The organism is Streptomyces sp. SM11, from assembly GCF_002910905.1.
GTDB lineage: Bacteria > Actinomycetota > Actinomycetes > Streptomycetales > Streptomycetaceae > Streptomyces.
This window is the reverse complement of record NZ_NEUE01000228.1, coordinates 23,613-41,380: the sequence shown is the minus strand read 5'-3', so window position 1 is coordinate 41,380 and position 17,768 is coordinate 23,613. Positions and strand designations below refer to the sequence as shown.

General features: G+C 72.0%; 14 protein-coding genes and 1 pseudogene. 3 read left to right on the top strand and 12 right to left on the bottom strand.

What is annotated here, in order from left to right; all coding sequences use genetic code 11:
• Positions 1 to 19 precede the first annotated feature (19 nt).
• On the top strand, positions 20 to 811 hold the full coding sequence (locus B9S58_RS23270; protein WP_103534011.1) for a VOC family protein: 792 nt from the start codon (positions 20 to 22) through the stop codon (positions 809 to 811).
• Between the two features lie 230 nt (positions 812 to 1,041).
• Here the strand turns inward: B9S58_RS23270 and B9S58_RS23265 are convergent, their stop codons facing one another.
• From B9S58_RS23265 to B9S58_RS23235, 7 genes and pseudogenes are all read right to left on the bottom strand, one after another.
• Positions 1,042 to 1,518, bottom strand: a complete 477-nt coding sequence (locus tag B9S58_RS23265; RefSeq protein WP_103534010.1) for a hypothetical protein — start codon at positions 1,516 to 1,518, stop codon at positions 1,042 to 1,044.
• Positions 1,519 to 1,856: 338 nt separating this feature from the next.
• Positions 1,857 to 1,928, bottom strand: a pseudogene (locus tag B9S58_RS23260) (thymidine kinase); the annotation flags it as partial.
• A gap of 67 nt (positions 1,929 to 1,995) precedes the next feature.
• Positions 1,996 to 2,436 (bottom strand): hypothetical protein, encoded by a 441-nt coding sequence (locus tag B9S58_RS23255; protein ID WP_103534009.1) that lies wholly within the window; start codon positions 2,434 to 2,436, stop codon positions 1,996 to 1,998.
• 231 nt (positions 2,437 to 2,667) lie between these two features.
• Complete coding sequence (locus B9S58_RS23250; RefSeq protein ID WP_103534008.1) at positions 2,668 to 3,318, bottom strand: thymidine kinase; 651 nt, start codon at positions 3,316 to 3,318, stop codon at positions 2,668 to 2,670.
• Between the two features lie 46 nt (positions 3,319 to 3,364).
• The gene (locus B9S58_RS23245; RefSeq protein ID WP_103534007.1) at positions 3,365 to 4,552 is read right to left on the bottom strand and encodes an alkaline phosphatase family protein; all 1,188 of its coding nucleotides are present in this window, start codon (positions 4,550 to 4,552) and stop codon (positions 3,365 to 3,367) included.
• Positions 4,552 to 5,148 (bottom strand): DUF5998 family protein, encoded by a 597-nt coding sequence (locus B9S58_RS23240; protein ID WP_103534006.1) that lies wholly within the window; start codon positions 5,146 to 5,148, stop codon positions 4,552 to 4,554. Before B9S58_RS23240 ends, B9S58_RS23245 begins: the two co-directional genes overlap by 1 nt.
• A gap of 257 nt (positions 5,149 to 5,405) precedes the next feature.
• Positions 5,406 to 8,330, bottom strand: a complete 2,925-nt coding sequence (locus B9S58_RS23235) for a bifunctional GNAT family N-acetyltransferase/acetate--CoA ligase family protein (RefSeq protein WP_103534005.1) — start codon at positions 8,328 to 8,330, stop codon at positions 5,406 to 5,408.
• 172 nt (positions 8,331 to 8,502) lie between these two features.
• On the opposite strand from B9S58_RS23235, the gene B9S58_RS23230 reads away from it, so the two are divergent.
• Complete coding sequence (locus B9S58_RS23230) at positions 8,503 to 8,784, top strand: HPr family phosphocarrier protein (protein WP_103534101.1); 282 nt, start codon at positions 8,503 to 8,505, stop codon at positions 8,782 to 8,784.
• A gap of 161 nt (positions 8,785 to 8,945) precedes the next feature.
• Here B9S58_RS23230 and B9S58_RS23225 read toward each other — a convergent pair whose 3' ends face one another.
• From B9S58_RS23225 to B9S58_RS23210, 4 genes are all read right to left on the bottom strand, one after another.
• Positions 8,946 to 9,653: a GntR family transcriptional regulator gene (locus B9S58_RS23225; protein WP_103534004.1), complete on the bottom strand. Its 708-nt coding sequence runs from the start codon at positions 9,651 to 9,653 to the stop codon at positions 8,946 to 8,948.
• A 190-nt stretch (positions 9,654 to 9,843) separates the two neighbouring features.
• A complete protein-coding gene (locus B9S58_RS23220) occupies positions 9,844 to 10,665 on the bottom strand; it encodes a M23 family metallopeptidase (RefSeq protein ID WP_103534003.1) in 822 nt (273 codons plus the stop codon).
• A gap of 432 nt (positions 10,666 to 11,097) precedes the next feature.
• Positions 11,098 to 12,468 carry a pitrilysin family protein gene (locus B9S58_RS23215; protein WP_103534002.1) on the bottom strand — a complete coding sequence of 457 codons (1,371 nt, stop codon included), beginning with the start codon at positions 12,466 to 12,468 and terminating at the stop codon, positions 11,098 to 11,100.
• 26 nt (positions 12,469 to 12,494) lie between these two features.
• Positions 12,495 to 13,868, bottom strand: a complete 1,374-nt coding sequence (locus B9S58_RS23210) for a pitrilysin family protein (protein WP_103534001.1) — start codon at positions 13,866 to 13,868, stop codon at positions 12,495 to 12,497.
• 268 nt (positions 13,869 to 14,136) lie between these two features.
• Between B9S58_RS23210 and B9S58_RS23205 the strand changes: the two genes are divergently transcribed.
• Positions 14,137 to 16,590: a DNA topoisomerase (ATP-hydrolyzing) subunit A gene (locus B9S58_RS23205; RefSeq protein WP_103534000.1), complete on the top strand. Its 2,454-nt coding sequence runs from the start codon at positions 14,137 to 14,139 to the stop codon at positions 16,588 to 16,590.
• Positions 16,591 to 16,627: 37 nt separating this feature from the next.
• On the opposite strand, the gene B9S58_RS23200 is transcribed toward B9S58_RS23205, so the two are convergent.
• Positions 16,628 to 17,758, bottom strand: coding sequence for a GTP-binding protein (locus tag B9S58_RS23200; RefSeq protein WP_103533999.1), 1,131 nt, complete (start codon positions 17,756 to 17,758; stop codon positions 16,628 to 16,630).
• Positions 17,759 to 17,768: the final 10 nt, after the last annotated feature.

Genomic DNA, 17,768 nt, shown 5'->3' with positions numbered 1-17,768 from the left:
GGTCCGAGGAGAGAAGACGATGACCGAGGCTGCCGCCCGACACACGCCCGGAACACCTTGCTGGGTGAGTCTGATCGTGCACGGCCTGACCACGACCCAGGAGTTCTACGGGGCCCTGTTCGACTGGGAGTTCCGGCCGGGCCCCGAACAACTGGGCCCCTACGTGCGCGGACTGCTGCACGGCAAGGAGGTCGCGGGCATCGGCCAGCTGTCGCCCGACCGGCATCTCCCGATCGCGTGGACCACCTACCTCGCCACGGACGACGCCGACGCCACCGCGGAAGCCATCCGCTCCTGCGGTGGGACGGTCGCGGTCGGCCCGCTGGACGCGGGCGAGGCCGGGCGGCTCGCCATCGCCTCGGACCCGAACGGAGCGGTCTTCGGCATCTGGCAGGGCTCGGAGCACATCGGCACGATGACGGCGGGCGTGCCCGGCACCCCTGTCTGGAACGAGCTGGTGACCCAGGAGACCTCGATGGTCGCGAAGTTCTACCAGACGGTCTTCGGCTACGAGACGGAGGCGGTCGTCTCGGCCGACTTCGACTACCAGACCCTGCATCTGGACGGCATCCCGGTGGCAGCCCTGCACGGCGTCGGCCACGCACTGCCGCGCGACCGGGGACCGCACTGGATGACCTACTTCGAGGTCGCCGACACCGATCTGACCGCGGCCCGGGTGGTGGAGCTGGGCGGGCGCATCCTGCAGCCGCCGCGCGAAGGGGCGAGCGGCCGGTCGGCGACGGTCGCGGATCCGGAGGGGGCCGTCTTCACCGTCGTCCGGCCCTCCGGGAGCGGGTCCGGCGAAAGCTGAGGGGTGTCCCGCGGCCAGGAGCGTCCCACGGCCTCGCGCCGAACCCGCTCGCGCCCGTCTCGTCGTACCCGGTCCGTCGCGTCGGCACGGCCGTTGAAGTGCGCTCAGGCTGGTCCGGGCCGCCCGCGGGACGACCGCATGAAGCAGCGGCCGCCCCGGTGGTCGGCGCGGGGTGCGGTTCCGCACCGGATCTCCGGCCAGGAACCGCACCCCGTCCGGTCAGCGGGCGGTCACAGGGCCCGCAGGTAGTACATGGTGCGGAATCCGCTGCCGGTCGAGCAGCTCAGAGTGGACTGCGTGTTCGTGTAGGTGAAGCCGGAGGGCACCGTGCAGGCCCACAGCCCGGTCTTCGGAGTCTTCAGGTAGTACTTGGTGCGGAATCCGCTGCCGGTCGAGCAGCTCAGAGTGGACTGCGTGTTCGAGTAGGTGAAGCCGGAAGCGGTCGTGCAGGCCCACAGCCCGTCCTGGGGAGGCTGCACGTAGTACTGCGTTCTGAAGCCGCTGGTGGAACAGCTCAGAGTGGACTGCGTGTTCGTGTACACGTAGCCGGGCGGAACCGTGCAGGACCAGAACCCGGCGGCCGCGGTGCCGGACGAGGCGTTGGGTGCGCCGGCAGGCGTGGCCGTCGCGGGGGCGATGACCGCGCCGAGCAGAGCGAAGGCTCCGACGAGGCCGAGCAGCAGCATCCGCAGTTTCGATCGCACCATGAGGTGAGCACTCCTTGTTGGTCGTCCTTCGGGCAGAACCAACGGGTGGGGGGGCCCGGCCCGGGCTCTGACCCGTTGCCCCGGCCGCCGCGTAGTGCGCGCTCCGGAATGCTGACAGCCACGCCCCCGGGCAGCAACGTGCCCCGCTGGCCGCCGCACAGATCCAGCCGTGCGGGGCACGGCCGCTGACCTGTGCCTCCGCTCAAGAACGCATGGTCGAGACGGGTTTCACGACTGGTCATGGCGGCTGGAAACCTTCCCACCCATAACGGCTCCGCTGCCTGCCGACCGATGCGGACTCGCAGGCGCCGGCCGCAGGGCTTCGTCGATCAGCCGCTGGATCCGGGGAACAGCTGGGTGCGGAAGTCCGTGGTGATGGCGAAGGCGAAGACGTCGAGCCCCAGGTGGTCGCGGGGATCGGCGGCGGGCTTCACGGTACGGAGGCGCTGCCGCCGGTACCGTGCCGTCTCGCCCGGGTCACACAGGACGGTCCTCGAAACGGTGCACGACGATCCAGTAGTCGTCGTCCTCCTCGGTGTGGGCGCACAGTCGTCGGCCGTCCGGGGACATCGCGATGACCATGGAGCCGGCCCCTGGTACGAGGGCGGCGAAGAGCACGGTGTGCGAGGTGCGGCGCACCCGGACCCAGTCGCGATCGGCTCCCCGGACCAGGAAGCAGCCCTCGCCATCGATGACGGCAGCGGTCCGCGCGTGCTCCAGCCACAGCCGGTCGGCCTCCACCAGCGCCTCCGGCGCCGAGCGCGCCACGGTGGCCCGCGGGGCCACCTCGACGTTGGCGACGGCCTTGAAGGCCCGCGCGTACGAGGGCAGCCCCTCGGCGACGCCCTGCGCCACGACCTCCAGCCCGGCCTTCGCCGGCTGCGGCGCCGGCGCGCTCCCGCTCTGTTCGTCTGTCATCCTCAGCCACCGCTCCCGTAGAACAGGTGATGGTCGCCGACTTCTTTGTCGATCTCGACGTAGCGTTCCATCTCCTCGTAGGTCGGGTGGCCGGGTCACGTTGCCGTGGCCCGGCCACCCGGCCAAGAGACGCACCGGGTTCTGAACGGTTCCCGCCATGCCGACGGCCGGCCTCCGCGGGGAAGACCGGCCATCGGACGGGGGATGGTCCCGGCCGCCAGGACCCGGCGGTCAGGCGTGGTTGACCGGGAGGACGTCCGGCGACAGTGTGCCCGCACGGGCCGCCGCGCCGGTCATTCTGCGCTGGTGGTGCCGACGGCACAGCACCTCGTAACCGACCTCGCCCGCCTGCCGGTTGACGTCGCCGACGAAGACCTGGGCACCCGCGACGACCATCTCGCCGTCCACCGTACGGGCGTTGTGCGTGGCTCGGGCGCCGCACCAGCACAGTGCCTCGACCTGGAGCGCCTCTATGCGGTCGGCCAGCTCGATCAGCCGCTGGGAGCCGGGGAACAGCTTGGTGCGGAAGTCCGTGGTGATACCGAAGGCGAAGACGTCGAGCCCCAGGTCGTCGACGACGCGGGCCAGTTGGTCGATCTGGCCGGGGGCAAGGAACTGCGCCTCGTCCACGATCACGTAGTCGACCCGGCCGCCCCGGCTGACCCGGTCCACGATGTGCGCGTACAGGTCCATGCCCTCCTCGGCCTCGACGGCGTCCGTCACCAGGCCGAGCCGGGAGGAGAGCTTGCCCTCCCCCGCGCGGTCGTCCCGGGTGAAGATCACACCCTGGAGCCCGCGCGCGGAGCGGTTGTGACCGATCTGCAGGGCCAGCGTGCTCTTTCCGCAGTCCATGGTTCCGGAGAAGAACACCAGCTCGGGCATGAGGGGTCGAGCACCTTTCGGAGGGGGGTGGGTACGGCGGGAGGGGTTACGAGCGCACTTCGAGGAGCGGGACGAGCTGTTCCACGGGGGTCAGGGAACCGTGCACGCCCGCCATCGCCGACTCGTGCGGCTCGTTGACGGAGGCCGTGATGATCACGTCGTCGTGGGCGGCGGCGACCACGTCGCCGATCCGTCCGTACACCCGCTCGTCGATCGTCGGACCGAACCAGCCGGCCGCGATGGCCTCGTCCCGGCTCGCGATCCAGAACTGCTCGCCGAGCACCTCGCGCCAGACGGCCAGGACGTCGGACTGTGCGCCCGGCACCGCGTACACATGGCGGGCGCGCCCCTCGCCGCCGAGGAGGGCGACGCCCGCGCGCAGCTCCCAGTCCTCGTCGAAGTCGATCCGGGACTGCTCGTCGAACGGAATGTCGATCATGCCGTGGTCGGCGGTGATGTAGAGCGCGGAGCGCGGCGGGAGCTGCTCGGCGAGGCGTCGGGCGAGCCCGTCGACATACATCAGCTGACCGCGCCAGGCGTCCGAGTCGGTGCCGAAGCGGTGGCCCTTGCCGTCGACCTCGCTGTAGTACGTGTAGACGAGCGAGCGGTCGCCGGCGGCCAGACGCTGGGCGGCGACGTCCATCCGGTCCTCGCCGGAGAGCCTGCCGAGGAAGGAGCCGCCGCTGAGCGCGACCTTGGTGAGGGGGGTCTGCTCGAACGTCGGCGCGGAGACCTGTGCGGTGTGCACGCCCGCGGCGTCGGCGAGCTGGAAGACCGTGGGGTACGGCTGCCAGACCTTCGGCGACGTCCACGGCCTCCAGCGGAGCTGGTTCATCAGCTCGCCGGTCTCCGGGTTGCGCGCGGTGTAGCCGGGCAGGCCGTGCTCGCCGGGCGGCAGCCCCGTGCCGACCGAGGCCAGCGAGGTCGCGGTGGTGGAGGGGAAGCCCGCGGTGAGCGGGCGGCCGGTGCCGCCGCGCGAGGTGGGGAGCAGGGAGTGCAGGAACGGCGCCTCGTCCGGGTGCGCGATGATCTGCTCCCAGCCGAGGCCGTCGATCAGGAAGACGCAGTTGCGGTCGGCCGGGGTCAGCTCGGGGATGGCGGCGGCGAACCCCGGCACCTCCTGTCCGGCGGCGAGGGTCGGCAGCAGGTCGGCGAGCGAGCCGCTGCCGTACTCGGGCACGGGCGCGGTGTCGAGGGACAGCGGGACGGGGTCCTGCCAGGCCGGCTGGGCCATCAGCGGCCGGTCGCCGCGGTGGCGGCCGTGGCTTCGGAGAGCGACTGGGCGAAGGCGAGGGTCTGGCGCACGGCGTCGGGGCCGTCACCGGCCTCGCTGACCCGCAGGCTCAGGTCGTCGGCGGTGGAGCTGCCGGTGTAGCCGTGGTCGGCCTCGCAGTTGGCGTCGCCGCAGGCGGCGGGCTCCAGGTCGATCCGGGAGACCGCGCCCCAGCCGATGGTGAGGACGACCTCGCGGGGCAGGGTGCCCGGGACGTACTTCTCCGGGTTGGCCACCACCCGGCTGACCACGACGGAGGAGATCCGCTCCAGCTTGACCGACTCGGTGGAGGTGGTGGCGTACGGCGTCGGTGAGCTGGTGTCGGCGGCCTGCTCGTCGGTGTGGCTGACGATGAAGCGGTGCTCGGTCAGGACGAGGACCGTCACATGGCGGCGCACCTCGTTGGAGTCGAAGGTGGTCTCCTGATGCACGAGGTACGAAGCGACCGGTTCCCCGCCGACGGCGGCCTCCACCGCCTCGGCCACGAGGGCCGGGTAGTAGCCGCTGCGCTCGATCGCCGTGCGCAGCCCCTGGGTCGTCGTACCGGTCTTTGCCATGAGCACCATCCTACGGCGGGCCGGTGACTGCCCGGGACGCCCCGGTGCGCACCGGCGGTCAGCCCCACCGGCGATTGGGGGGGATGGAAGAAGGAGCGGGGCCGGGCGAGTGCAGCTGCAGGGCGGAGGATTGAGGTAGGGCGGAGCCACGGTGGTTGACGACAACGCCGGAAGGGGCCCCTCCCTGCTCGATCGAAGCCGAGAGCTTGGGGGAGCGCGTGCCCAGCCCCGCGACGCCCCCCCATCGCCGGTGGGGCTCAGTAGCTCGGAAGGCGGCGGGGGCCGAGGTCGCCCCGGGCGGGCGGCGGGGCGAGCCGGACGCTCGCGCCGAGCACGGTCAGTCCGTGCGGGGCGACGACGACCGGTTCGAGGGCGACGGAGACCACCTCGGGGTGGTCGTCGACCAGCCGGGACAGCCGGAGCAGCAGCTCTTCGAGCGCGGCCGTGTCGACCGGGGCCGAGCCGCGCCAGCCGAACAGCACCGGGGCGGCCCTGATGGACCGGATCAGCTCGGCGGCGTCGCGGTCGGTGGCGGGGACCAGCCGGTGCGCGGTGTCGCCGAGCAGTTCGGAGGGTGCGCCCGCGAGGCCGAAGGAGAGGACGGCCCCGGCGGCCGCGTCGATGGAGGCCCGCACGACGGTGTCCACGCCGCGCGGGGCCATCGCCTGGACGACGGGGAGCAGTTCGGCGGGCTTGCCGAGGAGGTCGGTGAGGTCTCCGTACGCCCGGCGCAGCGCCTCCTCGTCGGCGAGGTCGAGGCGGACCCCGCCGAGGTCCGCGCGGTGGCGCAGGTGGGGCGCGGTGGTCTTGAGCGCTACGGGATAGCCGAGCCGGGCCGCCGCGGCGACGGCCGCCTCCGGGTCGGAGGCGGGCAGGGTGGGGCGGACGGCGATGCCGTAGCGGTCGAGCAGTTCGCGGGCCTCGTCGTGGGGGAGCGGGCGCCCGCGCGGGTCGGGGGCGGTGGCGAGCCGTGCCTCGATCAGGGCGGCGGCCCCGGGCTCGTCGATGGTGTCGTCGAGGAACTCGGGGATCTTGCCGGGCACGGCCGCCTGGCGCCGCCACTGGGCGTACTTCACGGCCTCGGCGAGGGCCCGTACGGCGCGTTCGGCGGCCGGGTAGGCGGGGATGCGGCCGGGGCCGGTGGTTTCCCGGGCGGGGCTCGCTTCCGGGTCGGCGGTGGCCTGCGGGCCCTTGCCCGCGGCCGGGTCTGTGCTCGCGGCCCGGCCGGTACTCGCGGCCGGGCCCGTCGTGGCTGTGGTGGCCGCCCGGGCCCGGGCTGCGGGCGTCACCGTGCGAGGGCGGGGCGCGGCCGTGCTGGACGCGGCGGCCAGCGCCTCGGCGAGGCCGCCGATCTCCACGTGGACGACGGCCACCGGCTTGGCCGAGCCCCCGGCCACGGCCCTGTGCAGGGCGGCGGCCAGCACCTCACCGTCGCCGGTCTCGGCCTCCCCGTTCTCCCCCACCCACGGGATGGCGGTGACGATCACGGCGTCGCAGGTCCCGTCGGCCAGCGCCTCGGCCAGCGCGTCCCGGAAGTCCTGCGGGGAGGCGGCCGTGGTGAGGTCGATCGGCGGGCGCGGGCGCAGCCCCTCGGCCAGGCAGGCGTCGTACGTCAGGAGGCCGAGGGACTCGGAGTTGCCGAGGATGGCGACCCGGGGGCCAGCCGGGAGCGGCTGGCCCGCCAGCAGGAGTCCGGCGTCGACCATCTCGGTCACGGTGTCGACCCGGATGACGCCGGCCTGGCGCATCAGCGCGGAGACCGTGGCGTCGGGGATGCGGCTGACCGGGACCGCGTGGCCGGGCGGGGTGGAGCCGCTGTGCCGGGCGCCCTTGACCACGACGACGGGCTTCACGGCGGCGGTGCGACGGGCGAGGCGGGTGAACTTGCGGGGGTTGCCGAGCGATTCGAGGTAGAGCAGGGCGACGTCGGTGTCCGGGTCCTCGAAGGAGTACTGGAGGAAGTCGTTGCCGGAGACGTCGGCCCGGTTGCCCGCCGAGATGAACGAGGACAGGCCCGCGCCGCGTCGGTGGAGGCCGGAGAGCAGGGCGATGCCGATCGCGCCGGACTGGGTGAACAGTCCGATCCGGCCGCGCGCGGGCGACTCGGGGGCGAGCGAGGCGTTCAACCGGACGGTCTCGGCGGTGTTGATGATGCCGAAGGCGTTCGGGCCGATGATCCGCATGCCGTACGAGCGGGCCTGGCGGATCAGTTCGCGCTGGAGCTCGCGGCCCTCGGCGCCCCGCTCGGCGTATCCGGCGGAGAGGACGACCAGGCCCTGGACGCCGTGCTCCCCGCAGTCGGCGACGGCCTCGGGGACCCGGTGGGCGGGTACGGTGATGACCGCGAGGTCGACCTGCTCGTCGATCTCGCCGAGCGAGCGGTGGGCGGGGACCCCGTCGAGGGTGGTGAGGTCCTCGTCGAAGGCGCGGTTCACCGCGTACGTACGGCCGGTGTAGCCGGAGGCGAGGAGGTTGCGAAGGACCGTGCGGCCCACCCCGCCGGGGATGCGGCCGGTGCCGATGACCGCGACGGAGCCGGGGGCGAGCAGCCGCTGCACCGAGCGGGCCTCGGCGCGCTGTTCGCGGCCGCGCTGGACGGCGAGGGACTTCTCGGTGGGTTCGAGGTCGAGCGTGAGATGGACGGAGCCGTCCTCGAAGCTGCGGCGCTGGGTGTAGCCGGCGTCCCGGAACACCTTGATCATTTTGTTGTTGGCGGGGAGCACCTCGGCGGCGAAGCGCCGGATGCCGCGCTCGCGGGCGACCGCGGCGATGTGTTCGAGCAGCGCCGAGGCGACGCCCCGGCCCTGGTGTGCGTCCTGGACGAGGAAGGCGACCTCGGCCTCGTCGGCGGGCGCGGAGGCGGGGCGGCCCTGGTCGTTGATGCGGTCGAAGCGGACGGTTCCGATGAACTCGCCGCCGCTCGTGACCGCCAGTCCCACCCGGTCGACGTAGTCGTGATGGGTGAAGCGGTGCACGTCCCGGTCGGATAGCCGCGGATACGGGGCGAAGAACCGGTAGTACTTCGACTCGTCGGACACCTGCTCGTAGAAGCTGACCAGTCGCTCGGCGTCGTCCGTGGTGATCGGCCTGATGCGCGCGGTGCCACCGTCGCGGAGCACCACATCCGCTTCCCAGTGGTCGGGGTACGCGTGATGCGGACTCTGCTCCGGCGTGGGCTCCATGCGCAAAGCCTACGGCGGGGACCCCGGTCGCGGAGAGATCGGCGCCCGGGCAGTCCGAGGAGGCCCGGACCGGGGCCGCCGGAGTACAGGGCCGGACAGGAGGCCGGGCACAACACCACGCACTGCATGAGAGACTGGTCTAGACAACCGTTGATATGTGAAGGGCAGAACCATGGCTGAGCGCCGCGCAAACGTCGGTTGGGCCGAGGGCCTGCACGCCCGCCCCGCTTCCATCTTCGTCCGTGCCGCCACGGCTTCCGGCGTCCCCGTGACGATCGCCAAGGCCGACGGCGACCCGGTGAACGCCGCCTCCATGCTCGCCGTGCTCGGGCTGGGCGCGCAGGGTGGCGAGGAGATCGTGCTCGCGTCCGAAGCGGACGACGCCGAGGCCGCTCTGGACCGGCTGGCGAAGCTGGTCGCCGAGGGCCTGGAAGAACTTCCCGAGACCGTCTGACCCGAGCGACTCCGGCCCGGCCGGACGCGACAGGTGCGAGAGCCGTGACCCTTTCAAAGGATCACGGCTCTTTCGCTTTTCCGGGAATAGTGACGCATCGGCAATTCGAGCAGCACACACGGCGCCCCATAATTCACTTCTCTTTGTATACGGCTCATTTGTTAATGGCGGACGCCCGCGGTGTTTACGCCATGTTGCGAAGTGCTCACGCGGGGAACGGGTGCGGTGCGCCGCCCCGGCAGATCCGGGCGGCGCAGCCGGTGGGCCCCGGTGACGCGTTCCGCGTGCTGGGCGGTCAGCACCCTCGCCCGCTCCGCGTCGCCGCGCGCCACGGCGTCCACGATCGCGCCGCGCTCGGCCCAGGCGTCGACCGGGCGGGCCGGCTGCTCGACCGCGTACATCCAGGCGATCTTGTGCCGGAGCTGGGTGAGCAGCGCGATGAGACCGGGGCTGCCGGAGGCCTGGGCGAGGGTCTCGTGGAACCAGCCGCCCAGCAAGCGCAGATCCTCGCCCTCGCCCCGGCGGGCCCGCTCCTGGCCCAGCCTGACCAGGCCCCGGAGCACCTTCAGATGGGCTTCCGTACGGCGCTGGGCGGCGCGTGCCGCGCCCAGCGGCTCCAGGAGCGTCCGCACCTCCAGGAGGTCGGCCGCCTCCTGCACGGTGGGCTCGGCGACACACGCGCCGGCATGTCTGCGGGTGACCACGAAGCCCTCGGACTCCAGCGTGCGCAGGGCCTCACGGACCGGGACACGGGAGACCCCGTAGCGGCGGGCCAGCAACTCCTCGGTGAGGCGGCTGCCGCGCTCGTACACACCGGAGACGATGTCGTCACGGATTGCCGTGCATACCGAATGCGCGGGAATGCGCATGTCCGAACCTCCGCCTTGATCCCCCGCGAAACGCGGCCGCCCGACGCCTGTTCCGTGACTCTATTGCAGTCTGCCGGAATTTCCGATGGCAGCCCGGAATCCACGGATATCTTCGGGCCGGAATTCCCGAAGGCCCCGGCGGGTGCCGGGGCCTTCGGGCGGGGTCCTGCGGATGGGTCGCGCGGTGGGGTCAGACGTTCAGACCGTGGGAGCGCAGGTAGCCGACGGGGTCCATGTCGGAGCCGTACTCGGGGGTGGTGCGGGCCTCGAAGTGCAGGTGCGGTCCGGTGGAGTTGCCGGTGGAGCCGGAGAGGCCGATCTGCTGGCCCGAGGAGACACTCTGGCCGACGGAGACGCCGATCGAAGCGAGGTGGCCGTACTGGGTGTACGTGCCGTCCGTCATCCGGAGCACGATGTTGTTGCCGTACGCGCCGCCCCAGCCGGCCTCGACGACCGTCCCCGCGCCGACCGCGACAACGGAGCTGCCGGAGGAGGCCATGAAGTCCACGCCGGAGTGGCTGCCGGAGGACCAGAGCGAACCGCCGGCCTTGTAGCCGGTGGTGACGTGGGAGCCGGCGACCGGGAGGTGGAAGGCGTTCAGCCGGGCGCGCTCGGCAGCGCGGGCGGCGCGGGCCCTCTCCTCACGGACCTCCTTGGCGCGGGCCTCCGCCTTGCGCTCCGCCTCCGCCTTCGCCTTGGCCTTGGCGGCCTTGGCCTTGGCCTTGGCTTCGGCGGCGGCCTCGGCCTTCGCCTTGGCGATCACGTCGGCCTGCTGCTTCTGGGCGTGGGCCTGCGCGTCGATCTGCTCGGCGAGGGTGGCGTCGAGGGCTATGGCCCGGGTGAGGCCGGTGTCGACGACCTCGGCGGCCTCGGTGTCAGCGGCTATGGCCGGGGAGGCCAGCGAGCCGATGACTCCGGTGGTGGCCAGGGCCGCGATGCCGGCGGCCTGGGCGCTGTGGCGCGTGAGACGGCTCGGGGCACGGTGCTTCCCGGTGGCACGGGTGAACGCCATGGAGGGGCTGATCCTTTCCTTCCTTCTCGCCTACCGGGTTAGCAGGGGGCACCCCCTGGCCCTTTAGGCCTTGGGGGAGGGTTCGGAGCAGGAAGGTCTCCTACGGATCCCCGCACCGGTTCACGGCACGGGCCTCCGATTCACCCCAGGGACTGCGTGGGTCCCCGGCTCCCCAGGCTCGCGCCTGACGGGGACTCGGCGATGACTGCCCGGCGCCGCGGATGCGGCTAAGGGTGACGGACAGCCGGGCCGACGCTAGGCGGGGCGACTTCCCAGTACCAAACGGACAAGGGGATTTGTCGCACATCCCACAGGGCAGACAGGCAACCTCTCCCTCAAAGCGGGTGAAGTTCACTAATCAGGCAAAAGGGAGGACCCCGACGAACTTCCGTCCGTCGGGGTCCTGTCCGCAGCGGTGTGCCACGGGTGCCGTCAGCCGGTGACGACGGACACCTCACCGATACCGAGCGCCCGCACGGGCTCCTCGATCTGCGCGGCGTCCCCCACGAGGACCGTGACCAGCCGGTCGACCGGGAAGGCGCTGACCACGGCGGCGGTCGCCTCCACGGTGCCCGTCTCGGCGAGCCGGGCGTAGAGGTCGGCCTGGTAGTCGTCGGGAAGGTGCTGCTCGACCTGGTCGGCCAGCGTGCTCGCGACGGAGGCGGCGGTCTCGAACTTCAGCGGGGCGACGCCCACCAGATTCTGCACGGCCGTCTCGCGCTCGGCGTCGGTCAGCCCCTCGGCGGCCAGCGTCCGCAGAACCTTCCAGAGGTCGTCCAGCGCCGGTCCGGTGGACTCCGTGTCCACCGAGCCGCTGATCGCGAGCATCGCCGCGCCGCCCGAGTCGGGGCCGCTGGAGCGCAGCACCTGGGCGAAGGCCCGTACCCCGTAGGTGTAGCCCTTCTCCTCGCGCAGTACCCGGTCCAGCCGGGACGTCAGGGTGCCGCCCAGGCAGTACGTGCCGAGCACCTGCGCGGGCCACACGCGCTCGTGCCGGTCGGCGCCGATCCGGCCGATCAGCAGCTGGGTCTGGACCGCGCCGGGGCGGTCCACGATGACCACGCGACCGGTGTCGTTCGCGGTGATGGGCGGCACCGGGCGGGCCTGGCCGGCGTTGCCCGACCAGTCGCCGAGGGTCTCCGCCAGCAGCGCGTCCAGGTCGATGCCCGTCAGGTCACCGACGATCACGGCCGTCGCGGTGGACGGGCGGACATGGGCGTCGAAGAAGGCGCGCACGGCGGCCGCGTCGATCCCCCGGACCGTCTCCTCGGTGCCCAGGCGCGGCCGGGACATCCGGGCGTTGGCCGGGAACAGCTCCTTGGAGAGCTGCTTGGCCGCGCGCCGGGACGGATTGGCCTGCTCGTGCGGGATCTCGTCGAGGCGGTTGCCGACGAGGCGCTCGATCTCGCTCTCGGCGAATGCCGGGGCCCGCAGCGCCTCGGCGACCAGACCGAGGGCCTTGGCCAGCCGGGAGGCCGGGACCTCCAGGGAGACCCGGACGCCGGGGTGGTCGGCGTGCGCGTCGAGCGTGGCTCCGCAGCGCTCCAGTTCGGCGGCGAACTCCTCGGCGCTGTGCTTGTCGGTGCCCTCGGAGAGCGCCCGCGACATGATCGTGGCCACGCCGTCGAGGCCCTCGGGCTCGGCCTCCAGCGGCGCGTCCAGGAAGATCTCCACCGCGACGACCTGCTGGCCGGGGCGGTGGCAGCGCAGCACGGTCAGCCCGTTGGGCAGGGCGCCACGCTCGGGCGCCGGGAAGGCCCAGGGGCGGGCCGTGCCGGGCGTGGGCTGCGGGTGGAACTCCATGGCTACTCCAGTCACGGCGGCGTCGCTCACTTGGCCGCCCCCTCGTGCGCGTCGGTGCCCTCGGTGCCTTCTTCGCCCTCGTCGGCCTCGTCGGCCGGCTCGATGGGCTCGTACACCAGCACCGCCCGGTTGTCGGGGCGCAGGGCCGCCTCGGCCGCCGCGCGCACCTCCTCCGCGGTGACGCCCAGGACCCGGCCCACGGCGCTCAGGGCGAGCTGCGGGTCGCCGAACAGGACCGCGTAGCGGCACAGTTCGTCGGCACGGCCAGCGACCGTGCCGAGCCGGTCCAGCCACTCGCGCTCCAACTGCGCCTGGGCCCGCTCCATCTCCTCGGGGGTGGGCCCCTCCGCGGCGAACCGGGCCAGCTCCTCATCGACGGCGGCCTCGATCTGCGCCACCTCGACGCCGCCGGACGTCTTCACGTCCAGCCAGCCCAGCGAGGGCGCTCCGGCGAGCCGCAGCAGGCCGAAGCCCGCCGCCACCGCCGTACGGTCGCGGCGGACCAGGCGGTTGTGCAGCCGGGAGGACTCGCCGCCGCCCAGCACGGTGAGCGCCAGGTCGGCGGCGTCACAGGCGCGGGTGCCGTCGTGGGGCAGCCGGTAGGCGGCCATCAGGGCGCGCGCCGGGACCTCCTCGTGGACCACTTCACGCAGCTGCTCGCCGATGGTCCCGGGCAGCGTCCCGTCGCGCGGCGGCTGCTTGCCGTCGTGGGAGGGGATGGAGCCGAAGTACTTCTCGATCCAGGCGAGGGTCTGCTCGGGGTCGATGTCGCCGACCACCGAGAGCACCGCGTTGTTGGGCGCGTAGTACGTACGGAAGAACGCGCGGGCGTCCTCCAGCGTGGCCGCGTCCAGGTCGGCCATGGAGCCGATCGGGGTGTGGTGGTAGGGGTGACCCTCGGGGTAGGAGAGGGCGGTCAGCTTCTCGAACGCGGTGCCGTAGGGCACGTTGTCGTAGCGCTGGCGGCGTTCGTTCTTGACGACGTCGCGCTGGTTCTCCATGGACTCCTCGTCGAGGGCGACGAGGAGGGAGCCCATACGGTCGGCTTCGAGCCAGAGAGCCAGCTCCACCTGGTGGGTGGGCATGGTCTCGAAGTAGTTGGTCCGCTCGAAGCTGGTCGTCCCGTTGAGCGAGCCGCCGGCCCCCTGGACGAGCTCGAAGTGACCGTTCCCCTTGACCTGTCCCGAGCCCTGGAACATCAGGTGCTCGAAGAGGTGAGCCAGACCGGTGCGCCCCTTGACCTCGTGGCGCGAGCCGACGTCGTACCAGAGGCAGACCGCGGCGACCGGGGTCAGATGGTCCTCGGAGAGCACCACACGCAGGCCGTTGGCCAGGCGGTGCTCGGTCGCTGTCAGGCCGCCGGAGCCGGCCTGTGCGGTGGCCGTGTGACCCATGGGCATGTACGTCCCTTCGATCGCGATACTGGACTTCCTGCCAGACCTGCCACTCTAAGCAAGCGCACCGGCACCTGGCGAAGTTCCCGTTCCGTGGATGTTTCCGTCGATGGTGTCGCGGACACCGCCCGGGCGCGTCGCCCCGACCCGCTTCGGACGGGTCGAGGTCGGCGTTGTCAGTGCGGCGGTCCACAATGGACCGCGTCACTAGCTCGTGTTGTACCGAACAAGCTCAGGTTGTCCGAACAGAATCTGTGAAGGAGTCGCAGCCGCGATGGCCCGCCGTAGCACGAAGACCCCGCCGCCGGACGACTTCGAGGAGAAGATCCTCGACATCGACGTCGTCGACGAAATGCAGGGCTCCTTCCTCGAGTACGCGTACTCGGTGATCTACTCCAGGGCCCTGCCCGACGCCCGCGACGGCATGAAGCCGGTGCACCGCCGCATCGTGTCCCAGATGAACGAGATGGGACTGCGCCCCGACCGCGGCTATGTGAAGTGCGCCCGCGTCGTCGGCGAGGTGATGGGCAAGCTGCACCCGCACGGCGACGCCTCGATCTACGACGCCCTGGTGCGTATGGCCCAGCCGTTCTCGATGCGGCTGCCCCTGGTCGACGGCCACGGCAACTTCGGTTCCCTCGGCAACGACGACCCGCCGGCCGCCATGCGGTACACCGAGTGCCGGATGGCCGACGCCACCTCGCTGATGACCGAGGCGATCGACGAGGACACCGTCGATTTCCAGTCGAACTACGACGGCCAGGAGCGCGAGCCGGTCGTCCTCCCCGCCGCCTACCCCAACCTCCTGGTCAACGGGGTCTCCGGGATCGCCGTGGGCATGGCCACCAACATGCCCCCGCACAATCTGGGCGAGGTCATCGCCGCCGCCCGGCACCTGATCAAGCACCCGGGCGCCGACGTCGAGACGCTGATGCGCTTCGTGCCCGGCCCCGACCTGCCCACCGGCGGCCGCATCGTCGGGCTGGGCGGCATCAAGGACGCGTACGCGGCGGGCCGGGGGACGTTCAAGATCCGCGCCACCGTCTCCGTGGAGAACGTGACGGCCCGCCGCAAGGGCCTCGTCGTCACCGAACTGCCCTTCACGGTGGGCCCGGAGAAGGTGATCGCCAAGATCAAGGACCTGGTCTCGGCGAAGAAGCTCCAGGGCATCGCGGACGTCAAGGACCTCACCGACCGGGCGCACGGACTGCGTCTGGTCATCGAGGTGAAGAACGGCTTCGTGCCGGAGGCGGTGCTGGAGCAGCTCTACAAGCTGACGCCGATGGAGGAGTCCTTCGGCATCAACAACGTGGCACTGGTCGACGGCCAGCCGCTCACCCTGGGCCTCAAGGAACTGCTGGAGGTCTATCTCGACCACCGCTTCGAGGTGGTACGCCGGCGCAGCGAGTTCCGCCGTACCAAGCGCCGCGACCGGCTGCACCTGGTCGAGGGCCTGATCGTCGCCCTGCTCGACATCGACGAGGTCATCCGGATCATCCGGGACAGCGACAACTCCGCGCAGGCGAAGGAGCGTCTGATGGCGCACTTCTCGCTGAGCGAGATCCAGACGCAGTACATCCTGGACACCCCGCTGCGCCGGCTCACCCGTTTCGACCGGATCGAGCTGGAGAGCGAGCGGGACCGGCTCACCGGCGAGATCGACGCGCTGACCGCGATCCTGGAGTCGGACGCGGAGCTGCGCAAGCTGGTCTCCTCGGAGCTGGCCGCCGTGGCGAAGAAGTTCGGCACGGACCGGCGCACGGTGCTGCTGGAGTCGGCGGGTGCGCAGATCGCGTCCGTACCACTGGAGGTGGCGGACGACCCGTGCAGAGTGCTGCTCTCCTCGACGGGCCTGCTGGCCCGCACGGCGAACGCGGAGCCGGTCGAGATCTCCGAGGACGCCCGGCGGACCAAGCACGACGTGATCGTGTCGGCGGTGGCTGCGACGGCCCGCGGCGATGTCGGGGCGGTGACCTCCACGGGCCGGCTGCTGCGGCTCTCGGTGATCGACCTGCCGCAGCTGCCGGACACGCACGCGGAGCCGAATCTCTCGGGTGGGGCGCAGATCTCGGAGTTCCTCAGCCTCGATGCGGACGAGGAGCTGATCTGCCTCACCACCCTGGACGAGTCCTCGCCGGGCCTCGCGATCGGCACCCTTCAGGGCGTGGTGAAACGCGTCGTGCCGGACTACCCGGCCAACAAGGACGAGTTGGAGGTCATCTCCCTCAAGGACGGTGACCGCATCGTGGGCGCGGCCGAGCTGCGCACCGGCGAGGAGGACCTGGTGTTCATCACCTCCGACGCCCAGTTGCTCCGCTATCCGGCGGCCTCGGTGCGCCCGCAGGGGCGGCCCGCCGGAGGCATGGCGGGCGTCAAGCTGGCGGCCGGGACCGAGGTGCTGTCGTTCACGGCGGTGGACCCGGCGGCCGAGGCGATCGTGTTCACGGTGGCCGGCTCGCACGGCACGCTGGACGACTCGGTGCTGACGTCCAAGCTCACCCCGTTCGACCAGTATCCGCGCAAGGGCCGGGCGACCGGCGGCGTGCGCTGCCAGCGGTTCCTGAAGGGCGAGGACGTCCTGGTGTTCGCCTGGGCGGGCCCCACCCCGGCACGGGCCGCGCAGAAGAACGGCACCCCGGCGAAGCTGCCGGAGCCGGACCCGAGGCGGGACGGTTCGGGCACGCCGCTGCTGGAGCCGGTGGCCGTGATCGCGGGACCGCCGCTGTAGGCACTCTTTCCGTACGGTGGGGAGCGGTCCGGGGGCGCTACGCCTCCGCGGCCGCTGCCCGCACGTCCACGGGGTCCGCCTCCTGTTGTACGTACCGGAGCACGCCCCACATGCCGCGTTCGACGGCAGCGGCGTCGGCGGGCCCATCGGGGGCGGGCTCGTGCGCGCGGCAGGCGGCGAGTCCGGCCAGCAGCGCTTCGGCGTCGATGCCCGCGCCGATCATGACGAGCTGGGTGATCCGCTGTTCGCCGCGCGCCCACGGGCGGGGGACGAAGCGCAGGAAGCGGCCCACCGCGTGCAGCGCGTACGTGTTGTCCCGGTCCCCCGCGCCGAAGTCCGCGAACCCCTTGATCCGGTAGAGACCGTCGGGCCGGGAGTCGAGGAACGCCATGAAGCGGCGCGGGTCCAGCGGCATCTCGGAGGTGAAGTCGACGCTCTCGTACGCGGCGTGGAGGTGGTCGTCGTGCCCGCCGTGCCCGTGCTCCCCGCGCCCCTCGCACGCCTCCTCCCGCAGCAGGTCCTCGAAGGTGAGCTGGCGGGCCCTCTCCTCGTGGTCCGGCCGGAGGGCGGGGTCGAAGAGCAGCTCGGGGTCGATCCGGCCGTGCACGGCACAGATCACGGCGGCGGGTCCGCTCAGTTCCGCGACTGTCGCCCGCAGCCGCTCCCGCTCGGCCTCCCCCACCCGGTCGGTCTTGTTCAGGACGACGAGGTCGGCGACAGCGACATGGCGGGCGATCTCGGGATGCCGCTGACGGGTGCTGTCGAATTCCGCCGCGTCGACGACCTCGACGAGGCCCCCGTACAGGATGTGCGGGTTGTCGCTGGCCAGCAGCATACGGACGAGTTCCTGGGGTTCGGCCAGCCCGCTCGCCTCGATGACGATGACGTCCAGCCGGGCGGCGGGCCGGGTCAGCGTCTCCAGGAAGGTGTCGAGTTCGCTCGCGTCGACGGCGCAGCACAGGCAGCCGTTGCCCAGCGAGACCGTCGATCCGACCTGCCCCGAGACGGTCATGGCGTCGATCTCGATGGCCCCGAAATCGTTGACGATCACACCGATCCGGGTACCCGCCCGGTTGCGGAGCAGATGGTTCAGGAGCGTGGTCTTGCCGGAGCCGAGGAAGCCCGCCAGGACGACGACCGGGATCTGCGGGGTACGGGGCGGGGTCAACGGGGGCCTT